This window comes from Paenibacillus qinlingensis, assembly GCF_013204845.1.
GTDB classification, from domain to species: Bacteria; Bacillota; Bacilli; order Paenibacillales; family NBRC-103111; genus Paenibacillus_E; species Paenibacillus_E qinlingensis.
In genome coordinates, this window is sequence record NZ_JABMKY010000008.1 from 97,864 (window position 1) to 116,353 (window position 18,490).

Genomic DNA, 18,490 nt, shown 5'->3' on the forward strand with positions numbered 1-18,490 from the left:
GCCTTTCAAGGAATAGAAAAGGGAAGCCCGGAGCATGCCCCTAACTTCCCCTATCCCTATCTTCAATTATTTTTTCGCTGCTTTTAAGTTGTCATTGTGAATGCGTGCGAGTTCCTTAGAACCTTCTTCTGGTGTTATTTTCTGTGTGAACACTTTATCGTACACCGGTTGGAAGTCCGAGGAAGTCTTTGCGTCAAGCTGCGTCAAAGATAGAGGAAGACTACCAAACATCACCCGTTTCACCGATTCAAGATCGTAGGTGTCTTCCACGCCTTCGAACATCGCCTTAACGGCTTGATCCGCTTTGAAATCCTTTGATGAAGGTACACGTCCACCCTTGGCTAAGGGGAGCATGCCCTCGTCCGCATACCATTTGATGAACTGCCAGGCTTCATCTTTATATTTCGACTTCGAATTGATCGTCAGTACGTCGCCCAAACCACCGTTGTACATGTAGTCCGTTTGATCCTTGGTAACCGAAGGCGCTGGAGCAGCGGCTACCTTGAACTTCCGCGGGAAATCTTTGAGATTATTGGTTGTCCGGAAAATCTGTTCCGTCGAGAACAGCATCGCCGTCTCGCCTTTCACGAACATTTGATCCAGTGCCGGCTTTGATGTAATTTGCTCCGTATGTGGCATTATGCTCTTATCTTTGAACATCATATCCGAGTATACTTGGAGTGTCTTTAGCGTAAACGGATTATCGAACGCCGAGGTGTTGTCCGGCTTCGTCATCAGCAGGCTTTGTTTCAAAAGCGATCCGTTGATAGGCACTGTAAAGTAATAATCGCTCTCCGCAACCCCCCATACTTTGTCACCTTTCAACTTGTTCGCATAATCCCTCATATCGTCCAGGCTCCAATTGGTCGGTACCGGAAGCCCCTTTGCATCTAACATGTCCTTGTTCAACCAGACGAAGGAAAGGCCTTTTTTGGTAGGTACACCATAGTATTTACCGTCTTTTTTCCAAATAGCGGCACCTGAACCCATCTTGTCATCGATGTTATAGTCTTTGAAAGAACTCAGATCCAGCGCGTTCCCAGCCATGACCCTTTTCTCCAACGTATTAAAGGCGTAATTCATGTACATGTCTACCTGTTGTCCGGAAACGAGTGCCGTATCCAACTTTAGGTTTCCCGCATCGTCATTTACAAAGCGTACATACTCAACTTGAATCTCCGGATGCAGTTTGTTCCAGTTATCAACTGCAGTCTGGGGACCGCTTTCTGCTGGCACGGCTCCCCACATGGTAAGCTTCACTGGATCCTTTTTGGGAGCCGTGGTCGCTGAACCCGTTGGGCTCGTCGAAGGTGTTTGTAAGCTCTTCTCCGTTTGGCTGCTGCAGCCGGTAATCAGCACGGATGCAACCGTAAATAAGGTAATCGCGCCCACATAAATTGAATTTTTTCTTTTCATGCTTGAACCTCCTTGTGAATAATAGGACTCAATCAACTTCCTCTATTCACACTATATCAGCGGACTCGTTTCCTTCTAAGAGTCAAAACTTACGAGTTAATATGACAAATCCGAGATCACCTTCGCCTTTCGGTAGGCGCTTGGTGTTTGTCCGACTTCACGTTTAAATAGCTTGATAAAATAGGCATCGTCGGTAAATCCAGTCTGGGCGGATATTTCCGCCACACTCCACTCCGAGTAATGCAGCAACTGCTTCGCGTGACCAATTCGAATGTTCTGAAGGAAGGAGACCGGCGTCTGTCCCGTCTTTCTTCGGAACAGTGTACTCAAGTAATCCACGTTCATGGAAGCCAGCTTTGCCAAATCTTTAACCGAGATATTTTCCCGAAAATGCTCAAGCATATACCGGATTACCCTATTGACGTCTGGATGATCGGTGTAAAGCCCTTCTTCTTCATTCATCTTCCGAATACATGCTGTAACCCAATGTTTCATTACTTGCAGCAACTCATGATGGCTACGCTCTCCAAGTACTAGCTCCTTCGGCATTTCACGGCCTCTTGCAAGTATCACGATCATCTCTGCAAGGCGAATAGCAACCTGCTTGACTTCAATGTGGCTACATCCGGCAATAGCCATCCCTCGCCAGATCGCATCCATAAGCTCGATGCACTTCGTCTCATGCCGCTCTTCGAAACAGAGCAGAAACTCCGCTTCCAATTCACGCTCAGCAAGATAGGAACCACTCCCTTGACTAATAGCTTCCCCGTACCAGAACTGGTCCAACTGCTTAAGGGATAGTCCCCATTGGTGCGCCAGCGTAGAAAGACTTCCTCCCTTTACTACCGCAATTGGATATTCCCCCATTTTCAAAGTAGTCAAAGGTCCCTTATCTTCCCTCATACTCCAGCAAAAAAATGCAGTCTCCCCTGCTTCCGTAAACGGATGAATCAACAAATATGCTTCGCTTGTGGCGATTCCCATTGTAACAAGCTGCTCCCATGTTATAGTCTCTGCGCCGTTTAAAACCGTATAGACGGTAAGATAAAGCGAATGAATGACATCAGGCATCGCAATGGGTTTTCCTGGCGGCTCGGACATGCCTCCATGTCTCCACTTTTCCGCCCAAGATTGATAATACAGCTGATATAGCGTTTCGCCCTTACGCTGCAGCTCGTTCAGAAGCTCCCCCTTGATCCGGGAGAGGTTATCTAATAAAATATCGTCGCTAAGCGATAACTTTAGCAAATAGTTGGTGGCGCCGTACTGCAGCGCATCTCGGGCATAATTGAAATCGCTCATTGCAGTCAGCATAAGAAAGCGACTCGGTATCCCATCCTCCCGAACCTGTCTGAGCAGCTCGATACCGTCCATGCCGGGCATTACAATATCGCAGATGACGACATCAGGCTTAAGCTTGCAAATATCGGCGAGTGCATCCTTACCTGTCCCGGCTTCTCCAACAACGTGAAACCCGTGCTTCTCCCACGCTAGAATCTCGCGAATTGCCTGACGTACGAATACTTCATCTTCAACTAGGTAGACTGTCCACATGATTGTCCCCTCCCTCAGTAAATGGCGTCGATACCAATAAAGCCGTTGTCATTCTTGCAAGCGTCCCGCTCGCAATAGGGACAAATTCCAAGATTGCATCTTCCTTGTATAAAAGCTGGAGTCTTTCCTTCACATTACTGATGCCGATGCCTTCGCGACTCCTCCGCTTACGCTTCTTGGACGCTTCTTCCAAACCAATTCCGTTATCTTCTACTTCAAGTATAAGTTTTCCGTTTTCTGCCTTAGCGCGTATGATGATTGTCCCTATCTGCTCCTCCGAATCGAAGCCATGGACAATCGCATTTTCCACAAGTGGCTGCAAGCTAAGCTTTGGAACAAGTGCATAAGTAACCGATTCATCCACCTCGTAAAGCATTGTAAACCTACTCTGGTAGCGTAATTTTTGAATGGATTCATAGGCTTTCAGCAGCCCAATTTCTTCATGAAGAGGCAGCAACTCAAGCTCCGAATTGAGGCTTGCCTCCAGCAACCCGCCAAGTGCGATGCAAATGTCGACGATTGGGGCTTGTTTTTCCTTGCGCGCCATCCACTTCAACATATTTAGTGTATTGAGCAGAAAATGAGGATTCATCTGCGTGAGAAGCATTTGGAACCGGACGGCTTGCTTCTGCCGTTCCTCCTCTTTCAAACGCTGAATTAGCGCTCCAATGTCATTTATCATCCGATTAAAGCTAGAGCCCAGCGAAGCAATTTCTCTCGTTTGACTCATCTTGATATCGAGTCTTACATTCAGCTTCTTCTCAGACGCTTCTTCCATTTTCTTCTGCAAAGCGGAGAGTGGACGTGTTACGCGCGATGCAATCAAGAAGATAACCGCAACGAAAACGACGACCAGCAGGGCGAGAATCAGGAAAAAACGGATGCGAAGCCGGGTCAACTCCGACCATAAATCATCGAGTGATATCCGGCTAACGACATACCAATCCAGCTTATCCAGGTAACTGTAGGTGACAAGCGATGCGGTCGAAGCATCCCGATAAGATCCGGAGCGTTGTGCCTCTTTTATCACCTGCTCAATGATGTTACTGCCGATGCTGGCACCGCTGCTCCGTAGAACGGACTCACCTTTGCCGGTGAACACAGTAATTTCTTGGTTTGCGGCAATATTTTTCACCGTACTGTCGAACCATTCCTGTGCATCAATGCTGATTCTTGCTAACCCATAATTTCCACGGCGTTGATCCTGCAGCAGGATATATAAACTTAAAAGTTTACTGTCACGGTTATTGTAGATGTCACTCGGGTCACTTGCCACCCACTCATAGGACTGGGGCGAACGCTCCAATCTGCTCTTCCATCTTTGAAACTCGTCAATCGAGTTGGTTAACTGACCATTGGGGGAATACGATGTGTACACATTTCCCTCGTGATCGATTAGCTTGAAAAAAAGTTCCGTCTGGTGAAAAAAGAAGCTGTTATTAATGCCTGACATTTTGCTCTCAATTAAGCGCTTTCGCTCAATAGGATCGTAGTTCTCCGGCGTATCCATTACCTTAATTAGACCCTCATCCTGGCTAAGCATGGTGTGTGTCTTATATGCGAATGCCATCATATCTGTTAAAGAAGTATGTACCTGCTGCATCCGTTCGGACATACGGCCTGTCAAATCATCCTGACGAATTGACTCGAAGTTTCGAAATAACGAGTAGACAGCAAGACACAAGGGAAGGAGCAGCAACGCTACGAACGTAACAATGAGGCGATATTTTAAAGTTAGAGGAAACCATGCTGGCCATTTCTTTTGCCATTTGCTCATCGTAAACTGCCTCCTTTTCTTTCCGTTTCCATTCAAAGGTTGGCTTCATCGTAGCATGGGAAAATAGAGCTGTACAGAAAGATCTAGCGGAGATGCACCACTTGCCTGCCGGGAGCCGGCAGGCAAGTGGGCGTGTTATTTTCTTCTTAATATTGCAGTCCAAAGGCTTACAGCTTTTAGATGAATAGAAGTTCCATTTGCCATTTCCTTCGATGCTAGACCATGCAATTGCTGCTTCCCAACACTTAAGCCTGCGAACTGTGATTCATTTGAATTCTCGACATAAACAGAAGTTGTTACCGTCGACATCACTTGCTTAAGTCCACTAGGATATTCTGCCGTCGCATGGATTACCGTGAAATCTGTACTACCCACAGGCGCATCATTCCTCACAGTAAAACGAAGCTTGAATAAGCTCATATCTTCGTTCATGAGTTCGGAATTGTTAAGACTTGTATGAATTGTAATTTGGCCGTCTTGGCTTGTTGTTTGAGTTGCCGTCACTCCGTTCGATGCTGGCTCCAAGCTGACATAAGTATAACGGCTTGCATCGTAGTTGATTGTGAGTGCGGCTTGTGATATAGCATCTGCTTTTGTGATGCCGACACTTAAGTCGAGTGTGTCCCCCTGCATGACAGATGCAGATGCGCCATAGGTCGCAAGAGTAACGGAAGCTTCCGATGCAAGCCCCCATTGAACCGATCTAAATTTACTTGGATCTTTGGACGAGCCAATCCCGGAGCCCCATTCAATATACCCTTTTCGGCCAGATCCATCGTTGTCATTGACCAGCAGTGAGAGACTCATGCCGTTGCTTCCAGGTTCTTTGACTGGCGATATTTCCGACCAGGGAAGGGCCAGTTCATAGACAGTTCGTTTGCCTATTTCATCCCGCGTTATGGTCAGTTCTCCACTTCCCGTCCTATCACCGGTGAGAAAGCCATTCGGCGCAATCCAGCGGTAAATTTGCGGACCAGAGCCCGTTTGCGAAATGCCGTACTCAAACCATTGTGTACTCGAACCTGGCAATCCTGGCGCGATTGCAAATTGGATATTATCATTTTGCCAAATGTTCTGGTCAGATGCCGGGTAGGCAAACACGTTGTCCGTCACCTGCGCAGATATATACAAATTATCCTGATCATAATTGAGCCAAACTTTTCCGCTCAGATCGTTCACGCCCGTGTACCCGGTCATTTGTACCACTCCGTTCGCGAGATCGGCTGTTGGAGATGCGGCAGGCGCATCAATTACACCATCTACGATACTGACTGCGGCAGGAATGACATTGAAATCAAGCTTCCCTTGGTACTTGTATGGCTCTCTGCCAGCCATCGTGACCTTTACGTTTGCAGCATACGAAACGCCTAGTTGCGTCCCTTCGCTTAGCTGGATACTGTACGTTTGGGAAGTGCCAGGTGCAAGCGATAGATTCAACTCGGCAATCCCTGATTGTCCCCCAAATTGCCAGTCAATTCGGTTAAACTCAGCAGCATGCGTAATCGAACGGTTGGTCAATTCAAATCTAAGCGATTTCTGCCCTGACTCCGGATCGACGTAAGGATAGAAAGCGGCTTGACTCGCGTAAACCGTCTGAACATGTCCTTTAATTTTACCGAACTTCACTCCGCCTGCTTCTAAATATCCGGTTACCTTGCGATCACCAATTTGATTAGATCCGGGAATGGTAAGTGGTACACTCACATTTTGTCCAGGAGATGCTTGTACGGAAGCGCTGATACCTTCCATAGAGAACGTTGCGGAGATCGCCGAACTCCCTCCGTACTGAACATGTAGCATCATCGAAACGGGGTCTCCTAGGATGCCATCCTCTCCCGTTATTTGAAAATCAGGAGCCTCACTAATTCCGGACACGTTCCCTTTAATATAGAGCGGTTCGTCTGTAATCGTCACATATACGTAGCCCTGGTAAGGAACAAACGTCTCCGTATTCCCCATCATATCCGTTACTTGAAGAGGGCCATCCGCAGCGATCGCCGCAAGCGTGTCGCGTGTCGCCCAAACGACACGGGTTTTCGATTGATCTTGTTTGAAAAGATAACTGTACAGGTTCGATCCCGTTGAGTCTTTACTATCGAACTGCCAACCCGTCAATTGCCTCGTCATAGCAGCGTAAGCCGCATAAGCCGGCTTTGGTGTGTACGCACCTAGCGGGTCTTTCAAGTTACGAATCATGCCGAAGTTATGCTCATTGTTAGCTGTTTCAATTCCATCGTTCATCAAATCATACATATATATTTTCTCGATTCCTGACGCTAGCTGAAGCACATAGCCCCTGACGAGATAGTCAGCCTCTTGCTTCTCTGTATTCCCACCTTCCTGCGTTGACCAGCCGAATTCTGTTGAGTAAATCGGAATTAATTGTCCATTGTTATATTTGCGTATCAAGGTTTTTAAACCCTCAAGCTGTTGAACCATAACTTCTGGCGGGCTTGGTTGCGTATACGGATGGATAGAAATGGCATCCAGATACTGCAAACCGCCAAGTTTGAAAAATTCCTCAAACCAGTCTAGAGGGACATTTGCCGCTGCAGGTCCCACGATCGTTACGTTTGGATACACAGGCTTGATCGTTTCATACGTTTTCTTCAGCATTAAGTAGTAGTATTCCGGCTTAGAATCAGCAGGTCCGTTACCTCGGTCGCCATAGCCAGCTAGATTGTATTCGTTCCAAACTTCCACCCAAGGCGTTTGCGATCCATATTCTTCAATCGTTTTCAGCGCATAGTTGGCAAATGCCGTACGCCCTTCGTCCGTATACGGTGTGCTGTTCTGGTCATAGAGCGGATTGTTCAGTCCGAGCGCGCCAATCATCTGGACTTGATTCTGACCAAGACGAATCATTTTATCCCGATAGTCTTGATTAAATTGATATTGACCCGGAACTGATTCAACCGTCCCCCAGTAAAATCCATCTCGAACCGACTTTGCACCAGCTTCGCGGGCTAAATCAGCCAAGAGCGGCGACCAGCCAACGAGTACGCTCGACAGATGCGTATTCACACCGAATGGCGAGTCCTGCACTTGCAACCAATCGTACGGAGCCAACACGGCAAAGGTTGTCTTGAGCTCAACTGGCGTACGTCCCGGCGATTCTAGGGTTGTTCGGAGAACAAAGTACCCCTTATGTGACATAGGGAAACTGAGCATTGCCTCCGTGCCAGAATTGGACATGGTGCCTTCCTTTACTAACTTTCCATTGAGGTCACTAACCTGCCACACCAGCGTCTGACGGTCAGTCACGAATTTAAAGCGAGCATTTTCGTTATCAAGGAACACATTGCCAAGCTTTTGCTGTTCAAGCCGCACCGCACCAGTCCTCGTGGTTCGGTAAGGTCCATCCACGCTGATTTTACTTGCAGCGTTGACAGCCTCGACCTTGAATGTATATTTCGTATTCATGGTTAAGCCAGTTACAGGATAGGTGAAGGTTTGACCGTCAACGGTACCGATAAGCTTACCTTCTTGATAGATGTTATAGCCCGTAATGCTAGTACTATCCTGCGCTGCCGTCCAACTCAGCGTAACGGCTGTCTCGTCCCCGCTCGAATCTGTAGTCAGTATGCTTGACGTAGGCCAAGTCGGAGCAGCCAAATCAGGCACCTTCTTGTCAATTAGAAGATAGGGTTTATTGGCCGGACTCTCCTTGCTCTTGATACGAACAAGCAGCCCCTTCGCTACATCTTCGAGCAGAACGAAATTGGCTGAATGTCCGCTTGCGATCTGCGCACGCACATAAGAAGTCACGTCTAGGGAGTACCATTGATACTCTTGACTGGCCGAGTGAATAGAGGCTGTCTGGAGATAGTCGTAAGGAGTAGGCCGATAAGTGTTCCACGTTACCGTATTTTCCTGCCAACTCTCGTCCAGTGATCCATACAGCTTCAAGTCGATATCCGTTCCTGCCGGATCCGTAACCGCCGCATAGAAATAAAGTTTTGCAGAACCAATTGGTTGGTTTGAAACCGATTCAAGATTGAACTTCAGATAAGACTCCCGGGTAAATTCCGCCGTATCTTTCTTCACTTGCAGTTCGGAAGCGGTTGCAAAATTGTTGTTCACATCCGTACCGCCTCTTACATAGACGTCTGCCGAGGGAGTCAAGCTCGTATCATCTGACAGACGTTCGAACTTAACAGCATCCCCCCGTAGCTTAGTGTTCGTAGTTCCACGACTCAGCTTGACGAAACCAGCTGAACCTGAATCGAAGTGATACGTTCCCAGTACTTGCCAACCGTTCGAACCGGCCGTCCAGTTCAAATATTGCGTATCCGTTCCCCCTGCATGAACGATTTCGGCCTTTGCATTTGGATCGGTACCCACGTCTCGAATACTGTAGATGGAGACGATATAGTCGCCGCTGACGGTAAGCGTTGGCGTCCATTTTACATAAGCGCCCATGTTCCAAAATTCGCTTGTATAGCGGGTTGTGGAACCGTTATAACCCAGATAACCGGAATCCGCCCAAGCTCCAACAGAGGACTCGACATAGCCGGGAGTCCCATTGTCAATCAGTACTGTTTCGACGACTCCGGCGGATGCCTTTTGAGCGAACATACTGAAGAGAAACAATGTTGTAAGAAATAGTCCGTACAACCAGATCTTCTTATTAATAGGCTTAAAGCTCCCTAACATGTGTGATTCCCCCTTATGCGTTGCTAATTTCATTTCAATCCAAGTAAGCGGCCGACAATCATTCTCCATCTACAATTTCGTTCTCCTCTCCTTTGTATCAACATCAACTCGGTTATCTTACTCCTCGGAATAGCTCGCACCCCTCCTTTCGGTACCTAATCAAACTCAATATATCACCGTACCGAAAATGCATGTAGGGTGAAAACTTATCGGTTGGCATAACAAAACTTAGTCCTCTATGTAATTGCCACCGGTTAACTAACTGACTACCCTCCATCCTCCTTGTTTGGTGACAAATATGCTTTGAAATGCAAAAAGCCACTGCCCGGAATCGCGGGCTGTGGCCTGTATCAACTATTAGGAGAATCGCTAAGCTTTGCGAACGTTCAGCAGCCGATAAGCAGCCGCAGCCAGCAGTGCCCCAAGGAACGGAGCCGTGACGAAAACCCACAGCTCGGACCATGCTTCTCCCCCGAGTAGAATCGCCGGTCCGATGCTTCTCGCCGGATTGACCGAAGTTCCCGTCAAGCCGATGCCGAGAATATGTACGAATGCGAGCGCCAAGCCGATGACCAGCCCGGCGACTCTGCTGTTGCCGGGCTCCGAGGTCACGCCGAGAATGGCGTAGACGAAAACGAACGTCAAGATAATCTCCACCACAAACGCCATTAGCGCCGTAATGCCAATGCCGTAGCCTTCGCCGAAACCGTTCTGCCCGAGGCTTGTCACCGCTTTACCCGTCGAGTGGATGATTGCGTACAGCAGCGCCGAACCAGCGACAGCACCAGCGACCTGGGCAACGACGTAGCCTAAGAAATCTTTGGCAGAAAGCTTCCGGCTGACGAGCATGACGAGCGATACGGCAGGATTAACGTGACAGCCGGAAATAGGGCCAATCGCGTAGGCGAGCGCCACGATCGACAGACCGAAAGCCATTGCGATGCCCAGATATCCCAGCTCACCTCCAGCCGTGGCTGCACTTCCGCAACCGAACAGAACAAGCACGAACGTGCCTATGAATTCAGCCACATACTTTTTAAATGATTGCAAATCTACCCCTCCCAAGATCAGTTTGCTGTCATTATATGCTAGGAATCTGGACAAGATTCTAACTATTAGCACGAAAATGGCTGAGAGGAGCTAGCAAACATTTCATTTGGGCAGCTTTATCTCTATACAAGTTCCTTCGCCAAGTTTACTTTGAATCGAGAAGGTTCCTTTATGATTGTTGATGATTCTGCGTGTGACCATTAAGCCTAAGCCGTTCCCGTTTTCTTTGTTTGTATAGAATGGCTCCCCCACTTGGCACAACTCCTCTTCCGATAAACCAAATCCTTCATCAAGGATATGAATGAGGACAAAACTCGGACTCGAGCTGTCTAGCTCAATTTTAATGGTGCCGCCGCCCGGCATGGCTTCCATCGCATTTTTCATCACATTAATAAACACCTGCTTCAACTGATTACGATCACATCGGATGTATGGCTCATGGACGGAATCAAGGTGCATTTCAATTTCCACATTGTCCAAGCTTGCTTGTGACTCAAGCAGTTTGCTGACATGAAGCAAAATCTCACGAATGTCTGCTTGCTGAAATTGCACTGCCTGCGGCTTAGCTAGTACCAAAAATTCGCTGACAATAAAATTAATCCGATCTAGTTCGGAGAGAATAAGGTCCAGCTGGCTTTCCTTAATGGCGACTTTTGATTTTTGCAGTTGAACAAAGCCTTTGATGGTAGTCAGTGGATTTCGAATTTCATGTGCGACTCCTGCAGCCAGTTGTCCGATGACATTTAGCTTCTCCGATCGTCTAAGTACATCCTCGGCTTCTTTGCGAGCTGTAATGTTTCTGGTGATTGAGGCAATCGCCACAATATGCCCGTTTTCGTCCCATATCGTGGAAATCGTGATACTAACATCGATAGTACGGCCATCTTTCGTATAGCGAATTGTTTCATAATCCGCTACCGCCTCGTTTCGAAGTATGCGAGCAATTATTTCTTGGTAATCAACTAGGTATTCTGGTGGAATGTTTTCCAGTTTTTTACCATATAGTTCCTCAGGTGCCCAGCCAAAAATACGCTCGAACGCCTGATTCAACTGTGTAACATTACCTTCTAAATCGGTTACATGAATGGCATCAGACGTGTGATTCACAAAAGACTCCAAATAACCTTTGGTATGGCGAAGCTCATCGGCTACCTCATGAAGCTGTTTTGTGTAATCTGATAAGTTTCTAGTCATCAAATTTACTTGGAATGCGAGGTGACCGAGTTCATCTTTACCATTGTATTTTATAATGCCTTCGAACTTTCCTTTGGCGACTTGGTTAACTACGGATAGAATTTGACGAATTGGTCGAATAAGTATGCCAGACAATAGATAACTGGTAACCATAGTCAATATTAGGAGACTCAGTGAGATGATGACTAGTTTGATAAGCTGATACCGCAAGATGTCTTCAAGCGCTTTTGCATTAAAAATAATACGAATGACAAATGGCTTAGCCGTGTTCATGACGGGGATAAGACTTTGAATAACGGGCTCATTCATAATCCGAAGTTCTGTCGTTACAGTCTTTCTAGTTGTAAGCGCATCTTGAATAAAAGTGACATCATTCGTTTCGTCTGCATACTTATAGGTTCCAAAAATAATATCCCTTACATCCAAATTAAATACAGGCAGTCCTTTTTTCATTTTTATAATCGGCTTTTTCCCGAAAAACTGCGGATCAATCCCGGTAACTTCGAGGATATTGCTGTTTTTCATAAGCATGTTATTAATAACAGCATCTGTTCCTGTCGTTTGCTGGAAATCCAGGATGTTCTGGGCATTTATATAAGGATTGATCATATAGTTCGTTGTTCCATCATAGTAGTTACCCCACTTATTAACGATATTCGGGGAGGATGTCGCATAATTAATTGGGCCAGACCAGTAATTTTTTAATTTTTGACCCTGTGGGATGGATACTTGATGAAAATCAAAGAGCTGGTTAAAAGCCGTGTACCAGTAGTCCCATGTTTTTGAACTAAGATTAATTTCTTGCGGATCGCTTGAACGCAAAGCCACAATATCATTGTCCAATCGTTTCCAAAGCGTAATATGATCTACGCCAAGTTTGGCGCTAAGCTGGACAAGTTGCTCGTTCGTTACTTTTTCAATGTCGGGATCCAATTCGTGTTCTGCAGAAATAGCAACAGAACGCAACCTCTCGCCAATCGCATCCTCTATATACTGACGTGCCTGCTGTGACACTTCAACCGTTGCACTAATCTGTTCAGCCATTGTAATCATCTGCTGTTCGGCAGCTTGCTTCAAACCTTCTTTCGTGCTGATGTAATAAATAGACATATTGAGAAGAAGAATGAAAGCGACCAATACAGAAATCCAGAACGTTAGCTTCACTTTAATTGACATGATTTCCTCCAGTATGTCTATGATGTTCATGTAATTGCTACTTTAATGGTATGGATAATATGGATCATACATAATGATACTGCGCAATACACCGCATCATTGACCCGTTACACATGATAATATAATAACCAGTATGATTACTCAATGTACATTTGCGGTAGAATGGCATAATGAAATAAACGCCGCAGCGCACGCTTTACACGTGCACTGCGGCGTTTCCCGCTGATTCAACATTTCTTATTAAAACTTAATACCGCAACAGCCCATGCTGGCATATGGAGCACGCATTTTTTTTCAGTTTCGCGCAGAATTACCTGATCTGATGAAAGCTCGACATAGACCGGGTTAAGCAACTTACTCAAAACCTGAGCAGTTGTCGTCGCGCGATCCTGCTGCATATCAGCAACACTTTTCACCTTCACTCGAGCATCTCCTTCGTAGTCATGTGTTGGAATGAGATTCCCAGCAGTAAGTCGTTGTTTGGCCTCAGCAATCGCGGAACTATTTTGTGGCGACCATGCCTCTGGTGCTACCAACCATTTGCAACAGAGATGCTGACATTGCACACTGTCATTGGATGTTTGATAACCGGAATATTATCTATATGTGCATGCGGTATATGTAACTGCTCAGCTATTTCTATTGTTCTTTCTATTAAAAGTGGATACTTGTTCTCTGGTGAATTCTTTCAGCTTTCCAGCCAAGTGTTCGAGTAAGATAGCCATCTCCTGAAATCTTGTTATCACTAGCTTGAATAAAGGGATATAATCTTTACCCAATCCTTGACCACGACCATCCTTCATTTTATTTTCTTGATTTCTTCTTACAGAAGTACCTCTAGTCATATTTACACTCTCTTCCTAAGGATAAAAGCAAAAACCCCGACCATATTGTTGGTCGGGGCCTAGTTGTATTTGATACTACTTCTGAATATTATTAGGGCTTGCTCTAACTAAACCTTTATTTCAAAACTTTATTGTCAATTTCAAAACCAATTTGTCATCCAACACCACCTTTACCTCCCCGCCCATTGACTTTCCCATCTCTACGTAATAAAATATTTGTACGTAACATATAATTTGTACACGGAGGCTATCCACTCCATGCCACAAGAAAATGAGATCCAAGACAGCTACTACATCGAGTCCCCTGAGCAGGCAACTGTCCTGCTGAATCCGCTTCGCGGAGAAATCATAGCTCAGCTTCTAGAGCCGGGATCCGCCGCGGAAGTGGCGCGTACCTTGGGCGAAACGGCTCAGCGTATCAACTATCACCTGAAAGCGTTGGAGAAAGCCGGCTTAGTTACGCGCGTTGGTACACGGCAAGTACGCAATCTGGTCGAGGTACTCTACCGTTCGATCGCCAAAACTTTTGTACTGGCCGAGTCTCTCAGTATGAAGCCTGAAACCATACAAAAGCTGAAGGATCAGAGCTCGCTTGCTCATCTCGTGACGACTTCAGAGCGAATCCGCCGCGATGCTATGTTACTCATGGAGCAGTCTGATGTCGGTGAAGTAATTCCGAGCGCGACGCTACAGCTTCAAGTTCAACTATGCACGGAGCAACAGCGGCAGAAATTCATTGAAGAATATACAGCGATGGTCGGGCAGTTAGTGGAGCGTTACACAAACGTTCGAGGTGAGGTTCAAGACGCTTATCAGGTATTGCTAGCCGTTTATCCCAAACCAAAGGAATGAGGAGGCACTTACTATGAGTCATAAGCAAGAACAAGAGCAAGCACAGGAGAAACAAACAATTCTGCCACAGCAGGATACCCCTCCCTCAATATCAGTATCACCTGTCATCGCATGGGAACAGCCCCATACACAATCAAGCGATTCATCTAAAAGCAATGTCATTTCGATTGAATCCTATCGCCGACAAGATGCCGCATCCATAGATTCTGAAGCAACCATTACGGTTCGCGAGTTCCCATCTTCTCAAAATGAAGAACCTATTCGACTCATCATGGTTTCCTCTGGATTTGGCCAGAAGACTACCATGCATACCCATACAATCCAATGCAAAGCCGCTTAGTCGTTAAACTATTTAGTTATGCTAAACCTTCATCTTATAAACAAAATAACCCATGTTCATCTTAGAAAGGATGATTTCAATGAGCTTCATACCTATGGTAGTCGAACAAACCGCGCGCGGAGAGCGCTCGTATGATATCTATTCGAGATTGCTGAAAGACCGGATTGTGTTCCTCGGCACGGAAGTAAATGATCAAGTTGCGAATGCGATTATTGCCCAGCTTTTGTTCCTTTCCGCAGAGGATCCTGAGAAAGATATTTCGCTCTACATCAACTCACCAGGCGGTTCTACCTCAGCTGGTCTCGCGATTTATGACACGATGAACTTCATTAAACCCGATGTATCCACGATCTGTGTTGGTATGGCTGCCTCCATGGGCGCTATTCTTCTTACTGCTGGTGCGCCAGGCAAACGATTTGCACTGCCGAACGCAGAAGTCATGATTCACCAACCTTGGGGTGGTGCACAGGGGCAAGCCAGTGATATTCATATCCGCGCTCAGCATATTCTCAAAACGCGCAGAGTTCTCAACGGTATCCTTTCCCAAACCACCAAACAACCAATCGAGAAGATCGAACTAGACTCCGACCGTGATTACTTCTTGGACGCTGAGGATGCACGCGTATACGGGTTGATCGATAAGGTAATTTCGCGGATTTAACGAATATCTTTAACATGAAAAAAGACTACCAAAGAGGCTTATCTCTTTCGGTAGTCTTTCGTTATGTTTCATAGCATTAATAGTTGTGGCCTGCGCCAACATCATCGTATTTGGCATCCGTGTTAAACGTGCGGAGACCGATACTGCCTGTGGAAATCGAGCTATCGGTGATTCCGCTGATTTTCTTCACACCATCCAAATAGCCTTCCAAATTATTCTCAATCATTACAAGTTTGAGCGTGTACCAGGTGTTCAAATTCACTGTAACGGCGATCTCCTGAAGCAATGTAAATGTCCCGCTATTTTTTTTATACAGCTGGAGCTTATCCCCCGTATCATTTAAACGCAGCATATAATAATTATTGGCATCCTGATAGCGCCCAATCACCCCTGCCCCACCGTTGGCCGTTACTATTTTCACTTTAGATTCTACGAAATAGTTGTGCCACAGCGAGTTGCCATTCGTGACAATTCCCTCGCCCGTTGTTGCACTTTGTCGGAGGACTTTGGAGGAATCCGTTACCACGCTCCAGCTGCCCAGTCCCGTTGTCCAGTCTGTTGCACTGCCGTCCTCAAAATTATCGCTGAGCAAATCAGCAGGTGGTGTGGCGTTCGGATCTCTTTTGTACGCACGGAAATAATCAACAGCGAACTCCTTGGGATAGGCAATCGTCGTATCTAGAGGACCGGTCCATCCTGCATTTTCATAGATACCTAAATAGAAATTCATCCGATAATTCGGCGAATAGGAGTACGTGCGTTTAAGTTGATTATCCACATAAAGTTTGATCCCTGAGGCATCCCATTCCATCGCATAAATGTGATACTCCGTCGTCATATCGAATCCTACATTTACAGATCCAGCTGAATCCGTTGCATTAGGATCATCCCATTTGTAGAAGTTCATCAAGGTTTGCTGTACGTTTCTACCTGGATGCTCCGAGATATCCACTTCCAACTCTTGCCACGCTTCATCTTCTACACCTGTTGCCCAAAAAGCAGTATGCATGCCGCTGCCTTTCTGAGATTTAGCTCTGACTTCAAAATAACCATACTGCGTCGCATATTTAATATCTGCCGGGATGTGTTGATAGAGATCATCCAAATGCAGATAATCTTTAGCCGCCGTTTGAATGGAAGAAACTTTGGTCGTTCCACCTGCCTTATAGGTTAGCTGATCTGGCAGAATTTGAAGCACAATTGCACCATCTCGGAATATGTAATTGGCTTGCGAACGTTCCGTTGTTGTCCGAGCTTCTAGAAACTTAGGAATCCATAAACTCTGGTTCAAATTCGTGCCATTAAACTCGTCGTTCGTGTCTAAGATCCAGCCAGTCTTATTAATTGGATTAGCAGGAAAATCAGCCGCCTTCGCCGACGGTGCTTGCAGGGCTTGTGGAAACAAGAGTGCCGCGACAAAGAGAAGTGTCCATGCACTCCTTATTATTTTTCTGCCTACCTTCTTCTTAAGCATCATTCCTTCATCCCTCCCAAACGATTGGTAATCGCTATCATGCTATGACAATTGCCCAGCTGACATGCCCATTCCGACTTGTCCATCCCGAAAAAAAAGAGACCGCGTGATCGAACCCATCGCCCACTACTGAACTGAGCGAAGGGGATAGTGGAGATAGCCACCATTACGAACGACATCCAGCTCGGCCCACCTTCCTCATTTAGCACAAAATGCAAAAAAACCGCTATCCGTTTCTGAAGAAACAGGACAGCAGGTTCATTTTACTCCAACACGAAGTCCCGCAGGACTTCGTTCGGCTTATAGACGCCGTATCCCAGCACGGGATACCGTCAATTTCTCGTATCCATCTTCAGTGATCAGATACGTATCTTCAATACCGACGACACCTCGCCCAGGAAAGGTGAACTTGGGCTCGATCGCGATGACCATGCCGGGCTCCAGCGGATATTTGAAGCCTTTGGCGAGAACGGGCAACTCGTCGATTTCGAGCCCGATGCCGTGACCAAGGAATTTCACTTGGTCAGCGCCGTACCCCATGAAGTGGGCGCTTAGCCCAGCTTCCTGCACTTGATCCAGCGCGAGCAGATACAGATGCTCGGCAATCGTGCCCGGCTGCAGCCTGGCTTCCGTGGCACGGAGGACCTCCTCCGCCACATCATAGGCTCGCTGCAGCTCAAGGTCTAGATCCCCGATCACGACTGTTCGCGTCTGATCGATCAAGTACCCGTCGATGGTGCAGCCAATATCGACGAGAATCGGGTCGCCGCGCTGAATCAGCGCGCGGCCTGAGCTTTGCGGGCTGGACGGGTGAAGCCCCGTGCCCCCGGCCGGCCCGTCAAAATAGGTGGGCACCGCTGCCGATGCGCCTGTCGCGACCATTCCGGTGATTAACTCGGAATTGTACGCGCGCATGCGCATCAGCCCTTGGTGCCCGCGCAGTCTGAGCTGATGCTCAATGAGCGCCATCAGCTCAAATTCGGCCATCCCCTCACGAATGTGGGGGATGACTGCCTCCAGCGCGTCGTCGACGACGCGCGCTGCCGCCCGAATCGCCGCGACTTCATCCGGCGATTTGATCATGCGCTGCTCTCGCACGAGCAGCGAGCCGTCTTCCCAGACCGCGCCGGGCAGCGCGGTCTGCAAGCGCATGTACAGCTGGACGGGTAACACGTCCAGCTCTGTCGCTATACGCAGCGGATTTCCCGCCGCTGCGTCAGCTCCTGCACAGCGAGCGCGAAGCCGCTCGCCGAGCGTCTTCCAAGACCCGAGCGCTTCGACGGCCGCTGCCGCTTCCTCCTCCGCTCGGACCAAACTCCGACGAACGAGATAGATCGCTTCGCCCTCCGTCGGAATGAACAAATACCCCGTCTGCATGGAGCCGCAGTAGTAATATATATCAACATTGTGCGTGACCAGGAAGCCTGACCACCCTCGCTTACGCATCTCATCTTGCAGCCATTGCTGCCTTTGCTGAAAAATCGTCATAGAAATC

13 protein-coding genes are annotated in these 18,490 nt (G+C 47.2%); 3 read left to right on the forward strand and 10 right to left on the reverse strand.

Going from position 1 to position 18,490, the window contains the following annotated elements:
• Positions 1-66: 66 nt before the first annotated feature.
• The 8 genes from HQN88_RS16685 to HQN88_RS16720 form a co-directional block, all read right to left on the reverse strand.
• Positions 67-1,416: an ABC transporter substrate-binding protein gene (locus HQN88_RS16685; RefSeq protein WP_173114241.1), complete on the reverse strand. Its 1,350-nt coding sequence runs from the start codon at positions 1,414-1,416 to the stop codon at positions 67-69.
• Positions 1,417-1,512: 96 nt separating this feature from the next.
• A complete protein-coding gene (locus tag HQN88_RS16690; RefSeq protein WP_173114244.1) occupies positions 1,513-2,970 on the reverse strand; it encodes a response regulator in 1,458 nt (485 codons plus the stop codon).
• Positions 2,948-4,747 carry a cache domain-containing sensor histidine kinase gene (locus HQN88_RS16695; protein ID WP_173114247.1) on the reverse strand — a complete coding sequence of 600 codons (1,800 nt, stop codon included), beginning with the start codon at positions 4,745-4,747 and terminating at the stop codon, positions 2,948-2,950. Before HQN88_RS16695 ends, HQN88_RS16690 begins: the two co-directional genes overlap by 23 nt.
• A gap of 135 nt (positions 4,748-4,882) precedes the next feature.
• Positions 4,883-9,403, reverse strand: coding sequence for a CBM96 family carbohydrate-binding protein (locus HQN88_RS16700; RefSeq protein WP_173114250.1), 4,521 nt, complete (start codon positions 9,401-9,403; stop codon positions 4,883-4,885).
• Between the two features lie 369 nt (positions 9,404-9,772).
• Positions 9,773-10,453: an MIP/aquaporin family protein gene (locus HQN88_RS16705; protein ID WP_173114717.1), complete on the reverse strand. Its 681-nt coding sequence runs from the start codon at positions 10,451-10,453 to the stop codon at positions 9,773-9,775.
• A 102-nt stretch (positions 10,454-10,555) separates the two neighbouring features.
• Positions 10,556-12,823 (reverse strand): PAS domain S-box protein, encoded by a 2,268-nt coding sequence (locus tag HQN88_RS16710; RefSeq protein WP_173114252.1) that lies wholly within the window; start codon positions 12,821-12,823, stop codon positions 10,556-10,558.
• A 227-nt stretch (positions 12,824-13,050) separates the two neighbouring features.
• On the reverse strand, positions 13,051-13,245 hold the full coding sequence (locus HQN88_RS38665; protein ID WP_173114255.1) for a hypothetical protein: 195 nt from the start codon (positions 13,243-13,245) through the stop codon (positions 13,051-13,053).
• A gap of 207 nt (positions 13,246-13,452) precedes the next feature.
• On the reverse strand, positions 13,453-13,668 hold the full coding sequence (locus HQN88_RS16720) for a hypothetical protein (protein WP_173114259.1): 216 nt from the start codon (positions 13,666-13,668) through the stop codon (positions 13,453-13,455).
• A 258-nt stretch (positions 13,669-13,926) separates the two neighbouring features.
• Here HQN88_RS16720 and HQN88_RS16725 point away from each other — a divergent pair, with 258 nt between their 5' ends.
• The 3 genes from HQN88_RS16725 to clpP all read left to right on the forward strand — a co-directional run bounded on the left by HQN88_RS16725 (position 13,927) and on the right by clpP (position 15,521).
• Positions 13,927-14,520 carry an ArsR/SmtB family transcription factor gene (locus HQN88_RS16725; RefSeq protein WP_173114262.1) on the forward strand — a complete coding sequence of 198 codons (594 nt, stop codon included), beginning with the start codon at positions 13,927-13,929 and terminating at the stop codon, positions 14,518-14,520.
• 13 nt (positions 14,521-14,533) lie between these two features.
• Positions 14,534-14,860, forward strand: a complete 327-nt coding sequence (locus HQN88_RS16730; protein ID WP_173114266.1) for a hypothetical protein — start codon at positions 14,534-14,536, stop codon at positions 14,858-14,860.
• Between the two features lie 79 nt (positions 14,861-14,939).
• A complete protein-coding gene (clpP, locus tag HQN88_RS16735; RefSeq protein ID WP_173114268.1) occupies positions 14,940-15,521 on the forward strand; it encodes an ATP-dependent Clp endopeptidase proteolytic subunit ClpP in 582 nt (193 codons plus the stop codon).
• Positions 15,522-15,597: 76 nt separating this feature from the next.
• Here clpP and HQN88_RS16740 read toward each other — a convergent pair whose 3' ends face one another.
• Positions 15,598-16,998, reverse strand: a complete 1,401-nt coding sequence (locus HQN88_RS16740) for a glycoside hydrolase family 16 protein (protein WP_173114270.1) — start codon at positions 16,996-16,998, stop codon at positions 15,598-15,600.
• Positions 16,999-17,295: 297 nt separating this feature from the next.
• The gene (locus tag HQN88_RS16745; protein ID WP_173114272.1) at positions 17,296-18,483 is read right to left on the reverse strand and encodes a M24 family metallopeptidase; all 1,188 of its coding nucleotides are present in this window, start codon (positions 18,481-18,483) and stop codon (positions 17,296-17,298) included.
• Between the last annotated feature and the right edge of the window lie 7 nt (positions 18,484-18,490).